23 protein-coding genes and 1 riboswitch are annotated in these 20774 nt (G+C 29.2%); of the genes, 8 read left to right on the top strand and 15 right to left on the bottom strand.

Going from position 1 to position 20774, the window contains the following annotated elements:
* Positions 1–16: 16 nt before the first annotated feature.
* From DY168_RS13755 to DY168_RS13795, 9 genes are all read right to left on the bottom strand, one after another.
* Positions 17–598, bottom strand: coding sequence for a DUF4489 domain-containing protein (locus DY168_RS13755; RefSeq protein WP_115642243.1), 582 nt, complete (start codon positions 596–598; stop codon positions 17–19).
* Positions 599–703: 105 nt separating this feature from the next.
* A complete protein-coding gene (locus tag DY168_RS13760) occupies positions 704–1600 on the bottom strand; it encodes a CsxC family protein (RefSeq protein ID WP_115642244.1) in 897 nt (298 codons plus the stop codon).
* Between the two features lie 133 nt (positions 1601–1733).
* The gene (locus tag DY168_RS13765; protein ID WP_115642245.1) at positions 1734–2600 is read right to left on the bottom strand and encodes a CsxC family protein; all 867 of its coding nucleotides are present in this window, start codon (positions 2598–2600) and stop codon (positions 1734–1736) included.
* A gap of 197 nt (positions 2601–2797) precedes the next feature.
* Positions 2798–4798 carry an ABC transporter ATP-binding protein gene (locus DY168_RS13770; protein WP_115642246.1) on the bottom strand — a complete coding sequence of 667 codons (2001 nt, stop codon included), beginning with the start codon at positions 4796–4798 and terminating at the stop codon, positions 2798–2800.
* On the bottom strand, positions 4795–6522 hold the full coding sequence (locus DY168_RS13775; RefSeq protein WP_115642247.1) for an ABC transporter ATP-binding protein: 1728 nt from the start codon (positions 6520–6522) through the stop codon (positions 4795–4797). The genes DY168_RS13770 and DY168_RS13775 overlap by 4 nt, the downstream gene beginning before the upstream one ends.
* 32 nt (positions 6523–6554) lie before the next feature.
* Entirely contained in the window at positions 6555–7010 is a 456-nt protein-coding gene (locus DY168_RS13780; RefSeq protein ID WP_115642248.1) for a MarR family winged helix-turn-helix transcriptional regulator, read from the bottom strand.
* 235 nt (positions 7011–7245) lie between these two features.
* Positions 7246–8094, bottom strand: a complete 849-nt coding sequence (locus DY168_RS13785; RefSeq protein ID WP_115642249.1) for a YitT family protein — start codon at positions 8092–8094, stop codon at positions 7246–7248.
* Between the two features lie 21 nt (positions 8095–8115).
* On the bottom strand, positions 8116–9006 hold the full coding sequence (locus DY168_RS13790) for a YitT family protein (protein ID WP_115642250.1): 891 nt from the start codon (positions 9004–9006) through the stop codon (positions 8116–8118).
* 299 nt (positions 9007–9305) lie between these two features.
* Positions 9306–9486, bottom strand: a riboswitch (cobalamin riboswitch).
* Between the two features lie 96 nt (positions 9487–9582).
* The gene (locus tag DY168_RS13795; protein WP_115642251.1) at positions 9583–10224 is read right to left on the bottom strand and encodes an undecaprenyl diphosphate synthase family protein; all 642 of its coding nucleotides are present in this window, start codon (positions 10222–10224) and stop codon (positions 9583–9585) included.
* A gap of 470 nt (positions 10225–10694) precedes the next feature.
* Between DY168_RS13795 and DY168_RS13800 the strand changes: the two genes are divergently transcribed.
* Positions 10695–11960, top strand: coding sequence for a DEAD/DEAH box helicase (locus DY168_RS13800; protein ID WP_115642252.1), 1266 nt, complete (start codon positions 10695–10697; stop codon positions 11958–11960).
* Positions 11961–12224: 264 nt separating this feature from the next.
* Entirely contained in the window at positions 12225–12692 is a 468-nt protein-coding gene (locus tag DY168_RS13805; protein WP_115642253.1) for a sterol desaturase family protein, read from the top strand.
* Positions 12693–12747: 55 nt separating this feature from the next.
* Here the strand turns inward: DY168_RS13805 and DY168_RS13810 are convergent, their stop codons facing one another.
* Positions 12748–13446: a cyclic nucleotide-binding domain-containing protein gene (locus DY168_RS13810; protein ID WP_115642254.1), complete on the bottom strand. Its 699-nt coding sequence runs from the start codon at positions 13444–13446 to the stop codon at positions 12748–12750.
* Between the two features lie 157 nt (positions 13447–13603).
* Here DY168_RS13810 and DY168_RS13815 point away from each other — a divergent pair, with 157 nt between their 5' ends.
* Together DY168_RS13815 and DY168_RS13820 are read left to right on the top strand one after the other, a co-directional pair.
* The gene (locus tag DY168_RS13815; RefSeq protein WP_115642255.1) at positions 13604–14026 is read left to right on the top strand and encodes a DMT family transporter; all 423 of its coding nucleotides are present in this window, start codon (positions 13604–13606) and stop codon (positions 14024–14026) included.
* Between the two features lie 18 nt (positions 14027–14044).
* Entirely contained in the window at positions 14045–14488 is a 444-nt protein-coding gene (locus DY168_RS13820) for a DMT family transporter (protein WP_115642256.1), read from the top strand.
* On the opposite strand, the gene DY168_RS13825 is transcribed toward DY168_RS13820, so the two are convergent.
* Positions 14477–14683 (bottom strand): hypothetical protein, encoded by a 207-nt coding sequence (locus DY168_RS13825; RefSeq protein WP_115642257.1) that lies wholly within the window; start codon positions 14681–14683, stop codon positions 14477–14479. The genes DY168_RS13820 and DY168_RS13825 overlap by 12 nt on opposite strands.
* 163 nt (positions 14684–14846) lie before the next feature.
* Between DY168_RS13825 and DY168_RS14750 the strand changes: the two genes are divergently transcribed.
* Positions 14847–14993: a hypothetical protein gene (locus DY168_RS14750; protein ID WP_172556365.1), complete on the top strand. Its 147-nt coding sequence runs from the start codon at positions 14847–14849 to the stop codon at positions 14991–14993.
* Positions 14994–15096: 103 nt separating this feature from the next.
* Entirely contained in the window at positions 15097–15270 is a 174-nt protein-coding gene (locus tag DY168_RS14755; RefSeq protein ID WP_172556366.1) for a hypothetical protein, read from the top strand.
* A gap of 65 nt (positions 15271–15335) precedes the next feature.
* On the opposite strand, the gene DY168_RS13830 is transcribed toward DY168_RS14755, so the two are convergent.
* Together DY168_RS13830 and DY168_RS13835 are read right to left on the bottom strand one after the other, a co-directional pair.
* Entirely contained in the window at positions 15336–16355 is a 1020-nt protein-coding gene (locus DY168_RS13830) for a hypothetical protein (protein WP_115642258.1), read from the bottom strand.
* Positions 16356–16368: 13 nt separating this feature from the next.
* Entirely contained in the window at positions 16369–17358 is a 990-nt protein-coding gene (locus tag DY168_RS13835) for a phosphodiester glycosidase family protein (RefSeq protein ID WP_172556367.1), read from the bottom strand.
* A 311-nt stretch (positions 17359–17669) separates the two neighbouring features.
* Here DY168_RS13835 and DY168_RS15135 point away from each other — a divergent pair, with 311 nt between their 5' ends.
* Positions 17670–17768: a hypothetical protein gene (locus DY168_RS15135; protein WP_278286379.1), complete on the top strand. Its 99-nt coding sequence runs from the start codon at positions 17670–17672 to the stop codon at positions 17766–17768.
* A gap of 253 nt (positions 17769–18021) precedes the next feature.
* On the top strand, positions 18022–18258 hold the full coding sequence (locus tag DY168_RS13845) for a hypothetical protein (RefSeq protein ID WP_115642260.1): 237 nt from the start codon (positions 18022–18024) through the stop codon (positions 18256–18258).
* Positions 18259–18639: 381 nt separating this feature from the next.
* Here the strand turns inward: DY168_RS13845 and ric are convergent, their stop codons facing one another.
* Together ric and DY168_RS13855 are read right to left on the bottom strand one after the other, a co-directional pair.
* Positions 18640–19332, bottom strand: coding sequence for an iron-sulfur cluster repair di-iron protein (ric, locus tag DY168_RS13850; protein WP_423237238.1), 693 nt, complete (start codon positions 19330–19332; stop codon positions 18640–18642).
* A 103-nt stretch (positions 19333–19435) separates the two neighbouring features.
* On the bottom strand, positions 19436–20668 hold the full coding sequence (locus tag DY168_RS13855) for an FprA family A-type flavoprotein (RefSeq protein ID WP_115642262.1): 1233 nt from the start codon (positions 20666–20668) through the stop codon (positions 19436–19438).
* Positions 20669–20774: the final 106 nt, after the last annotated feature.

Raw genomic sequence — 20774 nt, forward strand, 5'->3', positions numbered from 1 at the left:
CATTGTAATATTTAATCTAATGTGATGCTTTAGCTATAACCGAAAGTGAAGGGTCACTTATTATTAAGGTATCTCCATTTTCATTTTCAGCGTCTATTATCTTAACAGTGTATACACAGCATCCTGGACAACTACCACATTCGCAATGGCTAAAGCAAAATGTAGTTGTAAGTTCCTCATTAGCTTCATTAAATGCTATTGTATATTGCCACGTTCCACAAGGTATTTCTTGTTTATCATCACAATTTTTAAATAGTCCAAATAATAATGTTGTCGGTTCAGTGTTTGAGTTATCCTTATATTTAATAGTACTCGAAAAGTCTACCTTCACTACTGGATTATTTAAGCAGCTTGTATCTATAGTAATGCATCCTAATGATCTTGGTTGAAAATTTTCATTAGTTTTACTTATTGAGGTACCTGTTCCTTGAGTGCATTCAAAAAGTATTGGATATGGGCATGGGCTCTTTGGACAGCAATGTGCATATTTATGCTTATCACAGCACTCATTGTTCTCATCGCATCTATGGTCCTCATGTCCTTTATTACAATCGCATCTTTCTTCCTCTTCTTGTGATCCTTTATAATATAATTTCATAAATAGTTTCCTCCCTTATTATCATAAACTTTAACCTTCTAGCATTCTTACAGGATAAATCCATTACTGTAATATACAAGTATTAAAGTAACCTCTTATAAACAATTAACAACCTTTTTGACCTCGAAGTCTTCCTACAACACCCATTTCAGAATTACATCCTATTTCAATATCATCATTACACACATCGTATTGTTTTTGATTATTACAACTACATCTTTCAGCCTTATGGTGTTTTCCACATTTACAATTACAATCTTCTATCATATCAACCTTACATTCAGGTTCTCCTATATATACAGGTTGGTTTTGTAATAACTTAATGCGTAAATATACTACCATTTTCTCAGTTATATCTCTAAAACATCTCTCTTTACTAAAATCTCCACCACATCTTCTATCACCATGGAAAATATCTGTTTCTAGGATATTTGACCCCTCTAACTCACAAAAAATACGCTCATAATAATCATTGTAATGTTGCCAGCTCTGTTCTTTATTACTTTCACAAAGCATGCTCTTATCTAATACACTTGATTCTCTTTTACAATACGATCCAAATATTGGTTCCTTATCGAACCTAACTGCTGTTACGCACTTAAACGGAATATTAAATGTTGAGTGCAACACACTTCCACTTACACTTGTAGCATTGTCACAATCTACAGTAGAGTATTGAATATTTTTCTGTACATGTCCAGATATAAAAACCTTATTTGTATGAGGCACTAGATGACACTGAGTAATACATACATGTTTATCTATTGTCTTTACATCAAAGGCTTCCTTTTCTAGTCTAATATCAGACTCTATATCAATTTGTATTTTACAATCTGCTAACACTACGGGAACTTTAACCACCATAGGACCTGGTCTTCCAAATGGTGTATAACATTCATTACTACATTCACCTAAATGATTTGAACTCACTACTTTTGAATTATTGCAATTAGGAGATATATTTGGATCATTACATCCATTAATTAAATTACTTTCAAACATAAACTCATCCCCTTTATAGTCCTTTGTATATAAACGCTTAACATCCTTTTATGAATTCTAAGATTTTATATCCAATATCATATTATTCTTGAGAATATAAATTGTTACATATTATTACTTAAATATACTAAATTCATTTTAATTCACTATAACCATTTGTCATTATTCCTTCCTTTTCGCCAAATTCTACAGTTACATTACTTTTATCTTTATCATAATTTCTAGTACATTTATACATAGAGTTATTGTTACAACTTTCTATAGCCATTACATCTCTATGGAATTCAGGTATAAAAACTTGTTGATTTTGAATTACTTTAAGTCTTATAAATATAACCATTTTCTCTAGTATCTTTTTACACACTTCCTTTTTATCTAAACACTTCATTCCATTATCCTTACTATTCAAGGCATCTATTTCTAATATCTTTGCATATTGACACTCACAATAAACCGGTTCCTGTAATTCACTGTAATGAACCCATGAATCTTCCTTATTGTTTTTACAAATCATACTTTTATCTAGACTATTTAACCTTTCCTTGTAGCCTTCTCCGTATAATGGCTTTTTAAAAAATTCAATTTCTGTTACACATTTAAAAGTAGAATTAACTTCTGTGTATTCTACCTTATTACCTTCATTTGTTTTATTAGTACAATCATCATTATAAAATTGTATGTTCTTTCCCACATAACCTTCTATAAATAGCTTATTTGTATAGGGAATAAGCTTACATTCCTTTACAAATACCTCTTTATCAATATTTATTAATCTTGTATGTTCCTTTTCTAATTCTATTTCAGACTCTACATTGATCTCTACTTCTACATCAGATAAAATCACAGGAATTTTAGCTATTAATGGACCTGTGGATCCCATTGGAATATGAGACTTACTATTGCATGTACTTAATGTTACTGAATCTACTAGTGTTGATTTGCATCCTTGTTTACATTTACACTCTTCCTTACCATTGCTGCTAATACTTCCCTCAGACATACATAGCCCTCCATATTATTTTTTAATATTAGGTAATACTATATTATTCACAATGATTATAAATGGCACTTATCTATTATTTAAAACTTCAAAAAGGAACTACACTAAGTGTAGTTCCTTTTTGAAGTTTATCCTTAAATCTCAATACTTATTTATGGTTCCTAAGTTTTATAATGCATATACTGATTTAAAACTTATTACATAGCACTTTCTTCTAACCTTGCACCTTTAAACTGACTATTATAAAGATCTGCATAGAACCCACCCTTTTCTAGCAGTTCTTCATGATTTCCTTTTTCTATAATACTTCCCTTATCCATAACAAGTATTATATCTGCATCACGAATAGTTGATAATCTGTGTGCTATAACAAAACTTGTTCGTCCTTGCATAAGCTTTGTCATGGCCTTTTGTATATATATCTCTGTTCTAGTGTCTACACTACTTGTAGCTTCATCTAGTATCAATACAGAGGGATCTAGAAGTATTGCCCTTGCAATGGTTAATAGTTGTTTTTGTCCTTGAGATATATTAGAAGCTTCTTCGTTAAGAATAGTATCATAACCTTCTGATAGTGTTCTAATGAAATGATCTGCATGAGCTGCCTTTGACGCTAAGATAATTTCATCTTCTGTAGCCCCGAGGCGTCCATATCCTATATTATCTCTTATAGTTCCATTAAATAACCAGGTATCTTGAAGTACCATACCAAATATATTCCTTAAGTCTCCTCGTTTTAAATCTCTTATATCAATTCCATCAATAGTTATCTTACCTTGATCTATTTCATAAAAACGCATAAGTAAATTTACAATAGTTGTTTTACCTGCACCTGTAGGTCCTACAATAGCAATGGTTTGCCCTGGTTTAACTTCTACATTCATATCCTGTATAAGCAAAGCTTCCTTTTCATATCCAAAGTTCACATTTTTAAATCTTACCTCACCTTTAGGTGAATCAATAACTTGTGTAGCATCACCATCTTGAATTTCTTCAACCTCATCTAAAACTTCAAAAACGCGTTCTGCCGCAGCTACAGTAGATTGTAATATGTTAACTATATTGGCTGTTTGAACTATTGGCTGACCAAATTGTCTTGAATATTGAATGAAGGCCTGTATATCACCTAGGTTAATTCTTCCTTTTGTTACAAATATACCACCTACAACACATACAAGAACATATCCTATATTGTTTATGAAATTCATAAGAGGCATAATTATACCTGAAATAAATTGAGCCTTCCATCCTACATTATAAAGTTCCTCATTTATATCATCAAATTCTCCTATGGATATTTGTTCATGTCCAAAAGCCTTTACTATCTTATGACCTGTATACATTTCTTCAACATGCCCATTAAGGCGTCCTAAAGCATTTTGTTGATCTGCAAAGTATTTTTGTGAACGCTTTGCTATATTTGTTGTTACAAAAATAGATAATGGTAAGGTCACAATTGTAACAAGAGTAAGTATAGGGCTTATAGTTAGCATCATTACAATAATACCGATTATAGTAACTACAGATGTGATAAGTTGTGTTAAACTTTGTTGGAGTGTACTAGAAACAGTATCTATATCATTAGTTACTCGGCTTAATATTTCACCGTGGGTGTGAGAGTCAAAATACTTAAGAGGTAGACGTGAAAGCTTCTCATCTACATCCTTCCTCATATTAAAAACAGTCTTTTGGGCAACCCCTGCCATTACATATTGTTGTACATATGCAAATATAGCACTAATAGCATAAAGGCCTATTAATATTAATACTATACGAGCGATATAATCAAAATCTATCCTTCCACCATTTAAACTCATTATTTGAGATATCTTTTTATTAACTGCTGATATACTATTTGCCACATCAGGAGTAGCAGTTTCTGGATTCTTTGATAATTTAGTAAGTGTATCTAACTGTGGCAATAGCTTTTCTAGTGACCTCTTCCCCATAATTCCTTCAAATAGCTTAGTGGTAGCCTTTCCCATAATCTTTGGACTAACTATACTAAAAGTTGTACTTAATATAGCAAATATAAAGACTACTATAAGACTTACTCTTCCAGGTCTTAAATAAGTAATAAGCCTCTTCATTGTACCTTTAAAATCTTTTGCCTTTTCTACTGGCCTTCCCATGGCAGGCCCCCCACCCATATGTCCCTTAGACTGAGTCTTATGTCTCTTTTCTCTATCTTCCATCATGCTATTTCCTCCTCTGAAAGTTGTGAGGATACAATCTCATGATATACATCACAACTAGTTAAAAGTTCTTTGTGAGTACCCACACCTACTATGTTTCCTTCATCTAAAACTATAATTCTATCCGCATCTATAACAGTACTTACCCTTTGAGCCACAATTATTACTGTTGAATCTTTAGTTTCTTCTTTTAGTACAGCTCTAAGCTTCGCATCTGTTTTGAAATCAAGTGCAGAAAAACTATCATCAAAAATATATATTTCAGGTCTTCTAACTAAAGCACGAGCAATAGATAAGCGTTGCTTTTGTCCACCAGAAACATTGGTGCCTCCTTGAGCTATAACAGAATTAAATCCCTCTTCCATATTTGATATGAAATCTGTAGCTTGAGCTATATTAGCTGCCCTTTTTATTTCATCTTCTGTAGCATACTCTTTACCATATCTTATATTTTCTGAAATAGTTCCTGTAAATAATACAGCCTTTTGAGGTACAAACCCTATTTTAGATCTAAGCTCGTCTTGAGACATATCCCGTAAATCTACTCCATTAATTAAAATGCTTCCACTAGTAATATCATAAAACCTTGGTATAAGATTTATAATAGTAGATTTCCCTGAACCAGTACCACCAATAATTGCAGTGGTTTCACCAGGTCCTGCACTAAAAGAAATATCTCTTATAACAGAACTTTCTGATCCTGGATAATTGAAACTTACATTTTTAAATTCAACATAACCCTTCTTTGATACTGCCTTTTTAATATCTTTAGGATCATTTATAACTGGAACAATATCTAAAACTTCATTAATTCTTACCGCTGAAACTGAAGCTCTTGGTATCATAACAAACATCATCGATACCATAATTAATGAGAACATTATTTGCATAACATATTGTATAAATGCCATTAAATCTCCTACTTGCATATTTCCAGCATCAATACGTTTTGCTCCAAACCATATAATTGCAATTGTCGTAAAGTTCATAACTAGCATCATTAATGGCATTAATATAGCCATAAGCTTATTTACCTTAATAGCTGTGTTTGTAAGGTCATGGTTTGCTTCATTAAATCTCTCTCTTTCATGATCATTACGGTTAAAAGCACGTATTACTCTAATACCTGTAAGCCCTTCACGTAGCACTAAATTTAGCTTATCAAGTTTTATTTGCATTGATTTAAAAAGTGGTAGTCCTTTTCTTGCTATAATAGCTATAACTCCAATTAATACTGGAATAACTACTACAATAATAATAGAAAGCTTGCTATCCTTTGAAACCGCCATAATAATACCACCAATACACATCATAGGTGCACTTATCATCATACGCATAATAATTACAATAACCTGTTGAACTTGAGTAATATCATTAGTGGTTCTAGTAATAAGCGATGATGTTCCAAGCTTATCGAAATCTTCTATAGAAAAACCTTCTACCTTAGTAAAAAGTCCTTTTCTAAGATTTCTACCAAATCCTGTAGCAACCTTTGACGATAAAAAACTTGCAGTAATGGTACATATAGTTCCACCTAGTGCAACTAATATCATAAACCCGCCTATTTTTAATATATAGTCTGTATCTCCGTTTACTATCCCATTGTTTACTATATCCGACATTAATGTAGGTAAATATAACTCAGAAAGGGATTGGAAAAACACCAATATAAGTACAAAAATTATAGGTACCTTAAAGGGTTTTAAATTCTTAAACAATTTAATCATAAATAATCATCTCCACCAATTTAATTTTTATATTACTCGCACTTAGCCTTTTTATCACAAACGTCCATAAGATTATCCCTTACTTGTATTAATAAACGTCTTAGTAGCACCTGCTCTTCTTCTGTGAAATTATTAAAACATTCCTTATCTATGACTTTCATAACTTCATGAACATCTTTCCAGGCTTCTTGCCCTTTCTCAGTTATATATACCCTTGATATTCTTTGATCTAAGGAATCTTGACGGCGTTCCACAAGTTTAGCTTTTTCCATTCTCTTAAGCATTACAGTAATGGTTGCAGGTTTAATATTAAGTTTGCTCGCTAATTCTTTTTGACTTTGCCCATCCTCCTTTGATAACGCTAATAGCATTGGTGGTTGACCAGGATAAACTCCAATTTCATCAAGCAACATATGTGTACGATGATAATGAACTCTTATCACCTGGTAAAATATATGATATAAAGAATTGTGATTATAACTATCCATTTAGATCCTCCTAACTAGTTAGTCGACTAACTATAATAAATATTATCACCTATATATATATTAGTCAATAATCTTTTCCCTATAAAGTTTTTAACAAGTTATTAACATTAATAACTTGTTGTATCGTATACGTAACCATGCCATTACCAATTCTTTATACCTCACTTAATTTAAAGATTTTAAAATAAAAAGAGAAAAGCCTAAACTCTTCTCTTAACTCTCTATTGTAATTTTATTAAATACTTATCTTAAATCCCTCGCCTATAGCCTCATGAACACTTCTAACTATTATAAAAGCTTCCTTATCTATTCCTTTAATATACTTATTTAACTTTATAACTTCTCTTCTATCTAGAACTGTAGTTATAACCTCTTTTGTTTGTTCTGTATATCCGCCATTAGCAAGATATATTGTAACACCTCTTCCTAGCCCATCCATAATATACTTTTTGACTTTATCCCCATTTGAACTTATAACAACAACTTCTTTACATATATCAAAGCCTTCAATTACCGAGTCAATTACAAAACTATTTATAATAACTCCAAGTAAAGCATACATACCAATTCTTAAACCAAAAGTAGCTCCAGCCATAATGGTTATTGTAAAATCTGACATCAATAAAGCCAATCCCATATTAATGTTAAAAATCTTATTTATTATCTTAGCAATTATATCAGTGCCACCAGTAGATGCATTTTGATAAAATATGATCCCCATACCTATACCAGTCATTAATATACCAAATATCAACTCTATAATCATATCATTTACTAAAGACCCACTTAAAGGCCATATCCTTTCTAGTATCCATATCATGCCTGAAAGCTCTAAACTTGTATATATGGTTTTCGCTCCAAAAGCCTTTCCTATGATTAAGAATCCTACTGCAAACAATATTAGGTTCATTATCATCATTAGAGAACCAACAGGGAACTTGGGTAGATAATAATTAATTATTAAACCAAGTCCATTAACTCCCCCAGTAGCTAAGTTATTAGGCATAAGGAAAAAATACATACCTGATGCCACCATTAAATTACCTATAGTTATAAAAATTAATTCTTTTCCTTTCTCTCTCATAATATTCCCCCTATAATTTTATTATATAGCTGATCTCAAGAATCCATTTCCGTGAACATCTGCAGCTTCTGAAACTGAAATAAGAGCTGCCTCATCTATTTCTTCAACTAACTTTTGAACCATGTTTAGTTCATTTTCACTAACTACACAATATATTATCTTTCTCTTTACCCCTGTATATGCACCTTCACCATAAAGGAAGGTAGTACCTCTTCCTATCTTTTTAATTATACAGTCTGATACCTCTTCTTCTTTAGATGTAACTATTAATAATATCTTTTTCTTATTAAAACTATTTAAAACCTTATCTATAACAGTAGACTTTATATACATCAATAATAATGTATACATAGTTAATGTAAGATTTGTAACGAAGATACCCATCATTGCAATTACACCATTTAATGCAAAGTATAATGTAGACATCTTCATTCCATTTCTTCTTCTAAGTATTATAGCTACTATATCAGTCCCTCCTTGAGAGGCACCTTGTTTAAATATCATTCCCATTCCTATTCCGCTTATAACAGCCCCAGCTAAAGTTGATATAAAAATATCATCTATTTTAAGTATACTTACCATATCTTTTGTTAAAACTAAAAATATAGACATTGATACCATTCCAATAAAACTTAAAACTACAAACTCTCTATTTACTAACTTATATCCTATAATAAATACCGGTACATTAATGATAAAGACCCAATATCCTGAAGGTATGCTTGATACATACTGCAAGATAAGAGATATCCCCGCTACACCTCCACTTAAAAGCCTATGAGGTATTATAAACGCATTGATTGCAATGGAATAAAGCAAGCTTCCTATTAAGATGTTAATTATTTTCACATACCATTCCTTTTCCTTTTCCTTTTCTTTTCTGATTTCTCTGTGACTTTTAACTTTACTCATTTAGATATTCTCCCCACATATATTTTTTTATTAGGCTATAACATAAACAACTTCCATTATACTATCATCTACAAAAACACATAAACTGATATCTACACTTCATTACTAGCAATACTTAAATTTTAATACCTTTTACTTATATTAGTGATGATGCATACTGGACGATTCATAAATAAATAAAACCTCCGTAAAACGGAGGCATAAATTATTCGATTTATGAATCAATAAGCTCAATAATTACACAACAAAAAATCAGTACTATTAATACTTATCATTCATGGCTTTTCTTCCCTCCGAAGTTCCATATATTATCTTAGGCAGGTCTCCTGACTCACGGATCACCCTCCACCATCCTTCCCAGAGAAAAGGGTTTCTCCAGTGGATTTGGTTTTGTCGCCGTATACAGTAGCGGGGGCTGTAGTGGATCTTCACCACTTTCCCTATTAAACCTAAAAAAGTACCTAAAACAATTATTATTTTATTATGCTATGATTCAATTATATCAGTTATTTATGCTCTATTCAACAATTTAAAATGAATGAAATATTGAATGTTTATAGATTATTTAATATCCTATTAACCTCCAAGAGTTATATCTTGATCATCATACCAACTTATTGCATCATAAAAATGTTTTTCTTTAAAGTTAGGCCAATAATCTTCTACTATAAAAAAATCAGAGTAAATAGATTGCACAGGAAGAAATCCGCTTAATCTTCTTCGACCTCCCCACCTTATAATTAAATCTATTTTTGAAACATCAGAGGATTGAATCTGATTTGTAATGTTATTACTTGAACTCTTAGACCTTTTTAGATACTCAAGGTCCCACTTCCAACTATAATTAACAAGAAAATTAACTTTTATCCCTCCCTTTCCAAACGTCCTCCTTGTGGTATAAGGAAGCAGTTCTTTTGGAAACATTGGAGATTTAGTGTTTCCTACTACAATAAGCTCAGCATCTTCCTTTGAAAGTATGTCTACAGAATTAATACAAGCCTCTGTAAATGCCTTTATTTGTTCTCTTGGTCTTTTAGTATTATCTACTGTAAATCCGTAATATGTTATTTCTTTGATTCCTAATCTTTCGCATAACTTAAAAAGTAATAACCCAGGATCAATACCTGATTCATATCCACTTTCTTTAGATAATCCTTTATCAATAGCCCATCTCCTATTACCATCTGGAATTATTCCTATGTGATTTGGTACTCTCATTGCTTTCACCTCAAATGTTTCATATATTACATGAGTATAGATTAATAGTTATATCCTTATAATAAATACTCTGCTTTTTATATTATTAACATCCATAGAAAAAATAACCACATAAGTTGTGTAATATAAAATATTTTTATAATTTCATAATAAATATATTTTATTTAATATCTCTTAGGGAAATTCATTAATTTGTGTTATTATATAAAAGTCGTAAAATATTATCACCCTTATAAAAATACAAATATAAACATTTCTTACTATAATTAAATGTTATGATTTTTAAAACTGTGAATTTTATTGATATTTATCAACAATAATATATATTAAAATATGTAATTAAAAATGGTGGCTTCTTAAATGTTGTATGATCATAGTAATGATTGTTTAGTTTAAAATAAAATTACACAATATCATTTAATAGATTTAGCTCATTTAAAACTTAGAATACCCGCCTTTAAGGAGAAAAAATGTTATTTGAAAACTTAAATATTATAGACCCAATAAAAAAAGCTTTAAAACTTGAAGGGTATGAAAACCCAACACCTATACAAGAGCAGTCTATTCCACCTATACTTAATGGAAGAGACTTTCTAGGTTGTGCACAAACCGGTACTGGTAAAACAGCTGCTTTTGCTATACCTATACTTCAGCTTATGATTAACAAAGAAAATCCTAAGTCAAAATCAAACCATATTAAAGCACTTATACTTGCTCCCACTAGAGAGCTTGCTATACAAATTGGTGAAAGCTTTGACTCTTATGGAAAATACATAAATCTTAAAACCTTAGTTATCTTTGGTGGCGTATCTCAAAACCCACAAACTAATGCCTTAAAATCGGGTGTGGATATCTTAGTTGCAACGCCTGGAAGACTAATTGACCTAGTTAACCAAAAGTTTATTGATCTACATCGTGTAGAGTTCTTTGTCCTTGATGAGGCAGATTGCATGCTTGATATGGGTATGATACATGACGTAAAAAGGATCATAACAAAATTACCTGTAACTAGGCAAAATATGTTATTTTCAGCAACTATGCCAAATGAAATTAAAAAGTTAGTAGATTCCATCTTAAAAGATCCAGTTAGAGTTGCAGTAGCACCTGTTTCTTCTACTATTGACACTGTAGATCAATCAGTATACTTTGTTTCAAAAAAGAATAAAAGATCATTACTGATTCATTTATTAGAAGACAAATCTATTGTTTCTGCTCTAGTATTTTCAAGAACAAAGCACGGAGCAAATAAAATAACTGAAGACCTCGTTAAGTCCGGAATAAGCGCCCAGGCCATACACGGAAATAAATCACAATCCGCAAGACAGTTAGCTTTAAGCAATTTTAAAGAAGGCAAAACAAGAGTTTTAGTTGCAACAGATATAGCCGCAAGGGGTATTGATATAGACCATTTATCTCACGTAATTAACTTTGATTTAACTAATGTACCAGAAACTCATGTTCACAGAATCGGAAGAACTGGTAGAGCTGGCTTAAATGGAATAGCAATATCTTTTTGTGATGAGGAAGAATTTGCATACCTTAAGGATATAGAGCATCTTACATCAAAATCTATACCCGTTGTAGAAGATCATCCTTATGCTATAAGTATAACATCACCAATAATTAATAACGACATTAAAAAGAAGACCTCTAGCAATAGGCCTTCCACTAAAAAATCTAATTCAAATAATAACTTTAGAAAAAACACAAGAAAACCAAAGCCTAAGAGGATTTAGTTTTCTTTTAAATATTTATCATAAAAATAAAGAGCGACATTTGTTGCTCTTTATTTTTCATTTACATAAATACTAATATATACATTCTAATATCTTATCAATTAATATAAATTTATAAAATTCATATACAACAATTATTATTTTGAGTTATAATACACATGATAAGTATTATCATTTAATCTTCAATATTAATTATTGAAAATTAAAAGTAATCAATAGCCTTTCAATTATTAGGCTTTATTAAAATAAAAAAGGAGAGATTCCATGCTTATATTTTTAACTATAGCTTTTGCTTTATTGTATTCTTCTTTAATTGAATATTGTCTTCATAGATTTGCACTTCATCATTCACCAAAACAAAGACACATAGTAAATCACCATCAAAAGTTTCACGGAAGTAAAACTTATCAAAGCAAATATATAACACCTAAGGATGTAATTTCAAACAAAAAATACATCTTTAGTAACATACTTCCCTCTATACCTTTCTCATTAATTCTATTTACAATAAACCAAGGTTTGGGATTATTATTTATTATTACTAGCATTTCTTATACACTTTGGGTAGAATATGTTCATTACTTCTTTCATAAAGGTGGAAATAGTTTATTAGAACATCTTAAATTCTTCCAAACCTTAAAGGAACATCACAGAATTCACCACTGTATTTATAATACAAACTACGGTATAGCATCAAGACTTTGGGATAAAGTTTTTAAAACTAAGAAATAACATTATATTAATATTATTCATCTAATTATATTTTAACTTCTTAGTTAAAATGTAATTAGATTTCATATATATCTTCTGCTATGTCATCTAACGCTTGTCTATTCAATATTATTATAGAACTCTTCTGCTTTTTTATTATATTTTGATCTTCAAGTTTATGAATAACCCTAATTAAATGTCTATAACTAGCTCCTAAAAGTTCTGCTATTTCTATAAGCTTATCTGTATAAATCTCATGAACCTTTGAATAATCCTTATTTTCAGGGGTAGTGGCTAAAAGATAACTTGCAAATCTACTTTCTAAAGGATATAAGAGATTTATAGCACTATGTTTAGATATACTACTTAATTTGTTTCCAAGCTCTTTACATATATATCTTAAAAATTTACAGTCATCTATAGCATACTTTCTTATACTTTCCATAGTTATACCTATACATAAACATTCTTCTATTGCTTGGATATTAGAATCAGCTTTATATTTATCAATAAACTCTACATCACCTACTATTATTAGAGGTTTATAAAACTTCAACAATAGGCTCTTTCCATTTTTAAGAAGATTATATACCTTAGTCTTTCCCTTAACCAAAAAATAAAAATAAGTCATATCATCGCCAGCCTTATAAATATATTCATTTTTTTCAAATGAGATTAAATCCATATAAGGCATCATATCTTTTTGAAATATATCATTTATATTATATCTTTGTACATAATAATTAAGCTTGTACTTATCATTTATTTTAACCATACTAAAATCACCCCTATATTCCTATATTTACATACTTATATATTCATATACTTTAATTATAGTATATATTTTATATATTTTGTGACATATGTCATATTGGTTTTTCATTGTTCTATGATATAAATTAGTTAAAAGTATTAAAGATGGGAGATTAAATATGAATAGTCTATTAGCAGTAGTAGTTGGTATCCTTATTTCTATAATGATTACCTTTAACGGAGGGTTATCTAATTATTTAGGGTATTATATTTCAACCTTACTTGTCCATATAATAGGTTTAATATGTGTATTAATAGTATTAGCTATAACTAAAAATAAGATGAAATTAAAAAAAGGCACACCTCTTTATTTCTTCACTGGGGGAGCCATAGGTATATTTATTGTAATTTTCAATAGTATATGTTTCAAAAACCTAGGAGCTTCTTTAACTTTATCTCTAGCTCTACTTGGACAACTTGTGTTATCAATATTGATAGACCACCTTGGATTATTTAATATGGCAGTTCACAAATTCAAAAGTAAAAAGCTTATAGGACTTTTATTTATTTCCTTAGGGATAGTTATTATGGTTATATACTAATTTAAAAGGAGGGGTATCATGTTATATATAATTTTAGCATTTATAGGCGGGGCTCTAGTTACCTTAGCCTCTATAATAAATTCAAAGCTAGGCAAAGAAATAGGAGTTATTCAGGGTACTGTTATAAACTATACCGTAGGTTTAATATGTATACTTTTAGTCTGTCTATTTAATGGATCACTTTTTAAAATTGCAAATGAGGGCTTTTCAGGAATACCCTTATGGGCTTATTTAGGCGGTATAGTAGGCGTTGCTGTGGTAATACTCTCAAATGTAGTAATACCTAAAATAGCTGTAATATATTCCACATTATTAATTTTTATAGGCCAAATTGTTACAGGCATGATTGTAGATTCCATATTTGGAAACCCTATTTCAAGGGGAAAGTTTATAGGGTGTATATTTATTATATTAGGCTTAGCATACAACTCTAATATAGATAGAAAAGCTTTAAAAATCTAATTTATATTGAATTAACCTATTGTCAAAAGTTGTATAAAACCCATTATCATAAACATTTAATATATTCCCTTGATATTTATATTCTTTATTATCTTTTAATCTTGTTATAACACCCAAAGATGAACAAGGATTATATGCACATCCTCCAGTCTCACAAAGTATAGTCCCTTGTCCACTACCATTAATCCAATTCATAAGATAACCACCTTTCTTAATAATACTATAATTAAAAAACATGTCATCTGTACTTTTACATATTATACTTGTAATGTAAAACTATATATTTTCTTCATTTTATGTTTATCTTGTTCCATTTATTTGTTATAATGTCTTTATAAAGGTAAAGAGGTCATTAATAATGGAATGGTATAATGATTCTAATATTCTTTCAGATGCAAACTCCCATAATTCTAGTATCATGGGAGTTTGCATAGTAAATCTTTGTCTAGATTGTTTTTGCTTTGCAGTATGGTCTCCATGTGTTAAACAAAAATTTACTAAGTAAGATAAACTTGAATAAAGTAACTATGTATTAATAAATATATAGTTACTTTGCTTAAACCTATAGTTTTTATAATAGATTACTTATATAAGGGATGGTGATTGATATGAATTTAAGAATTAAAAAAAATTTATGGTTATTAGTAGGATTGATTTTCTTAGTTGGATTTGGCATAGAATTAAGTCCATTTAATGTCAGAGGAGGAGGAAATCTCCTTTTATCCATTATATGTTTAATAAATGCCTATAATACATATAAAAAAATGAAAGAAGCCAATTAATATATTCTTATACTAATTTTATTATAACATTTTCATAAAGGAGTTAATTCATATAACTATTTGATTTAAAAATCTAATTTATATTGAATTAACCTATTATCATAAATTGTATAAAACCCATTATCATAAACATTTAATATATTCCCTTGATATTTATATTCTTTATTATCTTTTAAGCTTGTTATAACACCCAAATATTTATTATCAGCAAAAATACTTCCTTTGCTATTTATAAGAATATCCTCATTATCAGCTCTAACATCTAGTGTGTTACCTTTAATTAAATTATTGCTTTCATCCATCTTATATAGATTTAATTTATTTGATTTACTATCTTCACCTTCTAAAAAATAAAGATTGCCCTCATAATCAACATTCATAAACTTACTTGTACAACTATCTCGTAAATAAAGCTTTTTATTCTCTACACTTGAATAAATATCATGTTTTTTAATATCAGTATAAAGGATGTATTCCTCATTAGGTAAAATATAAAAAGAACTTACATCCTTTATTGCTAAATCCAATTTCTTTGAATCAGCATTGCCTTTGACCTTTATTATGACTTTTTCACTCCCATTACTATATCCTATGTAAGTTATATTTTTATTAGATGTCTTTTTTATTAAATCTATTGAGTAATCGGAATCTATATTTGTAATCTTGTAAATATAATCTCTTTTATTATTTTCTATATCATATGAAGATATAATAGCATTATCCGAATTAACCTCATTACCCTTTTCAGCTATTATAATCTCTTTACCGTCCTCTGACCAATTAAAGTAATCTATCTTTTTATCCTCTTCAGGTACTATATAACTTTCTTCTCCACTTAATATATTTGTTATTTTAATACTTAAATTCTCATAATATGCTAGATATTTACCATCACAAGAAATTACCTTTTCATCTACATCCTTAGGAAGTTCTCTTGTGATGTTATTGCTGAACACATTTTCTAAATAAGTTACTTCAAAGTTATAGTTATCTACCAAGTAATACCTATCTAAAAATACTAATAACATACATTGAAGTATTATTGATATAAGAGCAATAATACTAAGTACTTTAAATTTTTTCATACATTAAACCTCACTATTTCACAATTATTCCAGAGGATAAATTTCTTGAAGACTGAGATCCCTTTGGTTCATTAACTACTTTTCCATCCTTATACATAATAACAGAATTTCCACCATCAAGATTTATAGCATTAATAGCTCCTAAATCTAACATTAATTGCTGAAGTTCAGCTATAGTTGCTCCTGCTCTAGGATGAAGATTTCCCTCAATTATAATTAAAATAATTGAACCATCAGCTCTTTGTCCGATTACACTTCTTTGACTCATGCCTCCACCCCCAATGGAATTATATCTTATGTCTACAGCCCTACCATCTTTTATTAATGTAGGGCCAAAACTTACTGCTTCTTGTACATTTAAATTGACTAATTCTTCGTATGAATAATCTCCAACTATAAGAATTCCATCTTTGTTTATAGCACAAATCTCCATTTCATCATTTAAATTAATTTCACTTTCGGCTTTTGGATATATTAATTTCCCTTCTGACATAATGATTCCTAAGGGAGTATTGGTATATTCCTCATCAAAGTTTGTCATGAAACCTCCACCATTAATTCCAGCAATAGCATTATTGTTTTTTATAATAGCTGAAATTTCCTCACCTTTTTTTCCACCCTCATCTGAATATCCAACCTTAACTCGCTTTGGATTATGTACTAACATTACATAGCCATTATATCTAGCATTATTAATCTTTAAAAAATCAATGGTTCCATCTTGAGTTTTAGATATCTTTACAGTATCCTCATTACTTTTAAGTTCTTTATCTTCATAAATTTTCTCCATTACAATATTATTAATCTTATTATTAGATATAAACTTTGTTGCTAACCACTGGTGGCTTGTACTCATAACAGCCGACCCAACATAAACCTTTCTAGCTCTCTTAAAAAGTGGTGTATGTAACAATAACATCGGAAAGGAAATAATGCTAAAAATTATAAAAAAACAAAAATAATATACATATCTCTTTTTAAACCTCTTCATTATGTCTTTCAAAACATTCCTCCATATAATATCTTTATTAAATAATATAATATTGATAGTAACATATACCTTGTGCATAATTTGTCGAATCATGGAGCTTTATATAAATATTATACATCTTATTTTTTACGTAAAAATTCAAATTAATTATTTCTATATAAATCCACTTAAAATTAGGTTAGAATAAAAAATAGTAGAAAGCATCTAACCTTTCTACTTGATATGATTCTCTAATAGTTATAGGAACTATTACCTATTTCTAGTAATATATTAATGTAATTAAGTATATAAATGTAGACTTTTATATCTACATTGGGAATATTATATGGATTATTTTCGGAGGTTTATTTGGAGAAATAGGATGGATTATATTGGTGCTTATTTTCTGTATTACAATAATAGGCATACTCTTTGAAAAATAGTGCTTTAAAATAAAAGATCTACAACTCATTCCTTTCAATAGGTAAATTATTCATGTGCTAACAAATACTTAGCTTTTATTGATATATGGTAAAATTAAGTTTGTTTACCAAATGACATATGATACATTCATAATGTAGTAAATTTATGAATATTAGCTCTAATATATAAATTTAGAATGATATATTTAATGGGGACATCAAATGAATTTTAAAAAATCATCGGTAAGATATAGTATTTTTAGGAGGGCTTATTTTGAATAAATCTAAGAGTTTAAATATTTTATTCTTTTTAGAAAGTATTGTATTTTTAATTTTAAATATAACTTTATATGAATCTATCATACCAATACTAAGTGTGATTCAAGCATATATTTATATTTGCTTTAGGCGTAAATTAAAAAATAAAAAATATATAGATAAAATATTTATTTTTACTGCGATTACTATCGTCCTAATTATATTTATTCAAGATTATACTAGATTGCATTAAGTTAACTTTTTAAAAAGTAGTTACAAAACTTTCTATTTTTCTAATGAAATTGAACCAATAAAAAACAGTAGAAAGCCTCTAACCTTTCTACTGTTTTTTTGTGATATTTTATCCGATGACTACCCGCTCTAATACTCCCATCGCACTCTGTGAAAGCGACTATCACCAAATCATAGATTGGGATATCTGCTTTTCTATCAAAGTGGGAGTAAAAATGCCCTCTGAAGCAAAGAACTCTGTTTATGCAGATCCTAATAATAGTCCTATTTGATAAATTAATACTGAAACAATATATGACATTACAAAATATGAAGACTACTCTTTGAATATAGTTTTTGATACTATAAATCTCAAAATAAAGCTATTATAATCTTCTACTAACTAAATCATATTAAATAAAACACTATTTTCTTTATAAATGTGAATGAATAAGTCTTTTTCTAATAAGTGAAGCTTGTCATATGTGAGTTTAAATGTAGTACATGCTCCTTTTGGTGCAGTAAAATCTCTTGTTACTTTTTCAAGTTCCTTTAATATGTCTCCCGCTGCATCATGCTCATCTTCTGTGTCTTTTATAAACTTATGAATTGCCTTTTTATACTTTTCATCCTTTGTTTCTTCATAGGCCTCAATTAAAGGGAAGAGATTTTCTTCTTCTTTTATTAAATGCTCTTCAAGTTCTATTTTTAGTGTTCCGAAAAGTCTATGAACCTTCATAAGTTCTTCTCCATGGTGGTTAAAATGAACTTTTAAAATTTTAAATAACAATCCATCTATTTCTCTAAGTTCTCTTTTAGTGAAATTATGGTGAGTATCTATTATATTTTCTATTAACGCAGTAGGCTTTTCTTTTCTCCAATCCCTGTACTCTGAATTAGATTCTATAAATTTTTCATATTCTTCATTAAGTTTTTGTACTATTGCTTCCGTATTTAATCCCTTTTCCTCTAAGGCTTCTCCTAATGAATCATGTCCTCCACAGCAATAATCTACTTTTAGTTCATTAAATATTTCGCTTGATCTTGGGAATATCGAAACGACCTCTCCAAGTTTTTGATTTGCATTTATAATCATATTTATAATTACCTCCTTCTATAATTTAACTATAACTTTTCACAATAACTGATATCAAAGTATGAAAGTTATATCTTCACTTATGTTATTTAACTTTAATTTATTAGATTGAATTTAATAACAAGTCCGCTACAAATTTTGATGCCTTTTCAATTTTGTTTATATCTTCAGTCTTTGGCGAGAATCTTACCCTTATTGGGAATTCTATATCTGTCATACCTGTTGATTTTATTATATTTGAAGTGCTTAAAACATTCATATTAGTTTCATTTAAATGATCTTGAACAACTTCAATTCCTTCTCCACTCCATCCATATGATCCAAATACCCCTGCAATTTTCCCTTGTAAGTTTATATCTTTAAGTTCTTTTATTGTATCCTCTAAACTTCCTATTGCATCTCCATATTTTGTTGATGTACCAACTAGTAACATATCTGTTCCTTCAATGGACTTTAAAGCCTCTTCTTTAGATACCTTATTTATATCCATAATTTCAGTTACTATATTGTCTTTTTCAAGACTTTCTTTCATAATTAAAGCAATCTTTTTAGTATTGCTAGTCATTCCAGAGTATACGAACAACGCCTTTTTATTAGATTGTGTATTTTTACTCATATCGTCATATATGTTTATAAACTTTTTAACATCTTCTCTTAGAATAAACCCATGTGACGGTGCTATAATTTTTATATCTAAATCTTTGATCTTTTTTATCATATCTTGAACATATCTTCTATGTGGGTGCATTATTAACGTATAGTATCCAATGAAATCCGGTGTAATATCTTCCTTTGCTTCATCATTAAAATATTCATAATTAGCTACATGAGTACTGAATATATCACAAGGGAATAAAGTCTTATCTTCTTCGCAATAAGTTATCATTGTTTCTTCTGTATGAAGATAAGGTGTTTCTATAAATTTAAGTGTCTTTCCACCTATATCTAAACTATCTCCATCACCTACTACTAAAAATTCTCTAGTATGAAGCTTATACATTTCTTTTAACTCTTCTACTGCGAATTTAGTGCATACAACAACTGCATTTTTAGCCTTTGAAGCAAGGCTTCCAAGTGCCCCTGAGTGATCTGGTTCAGTATGATTTATTATAATATATTTAATATCTTCTAAGTTTATTATGCTCTTCAAATTTTCAGTATACTCTCTTGCAAAGGCCATATCTACAGTATCAATTATTGTTGGCTTTTCTGTCATTAATAAATAACTATTATATGTTGTTCCCTTTGTTAGAGTTAATCTATGAAAAGGTACATCTCTATCATCCACTTTTCCTACCCAATAAGTCTTTTCATTAATCATTTTGAAGTTTTCCATATTAAATACCTCCTAGTGTATTAGTTATTTATATTTATTTATCAAAATTCTTATTTATCTGTTTATTTATTTATCTTGTCTCTTACTATGTCTTAATTCTATATCT

Origin of the sequence: Clostridium putrefaciens, from assembly GCF_900461105.1 — a bacterium.
Lineage (GTDB): Bacteria > Bacillota > Clostridia > Clostridiales > Clostridiaceae > Clostridium_L > Clostridium_L putrefaciens.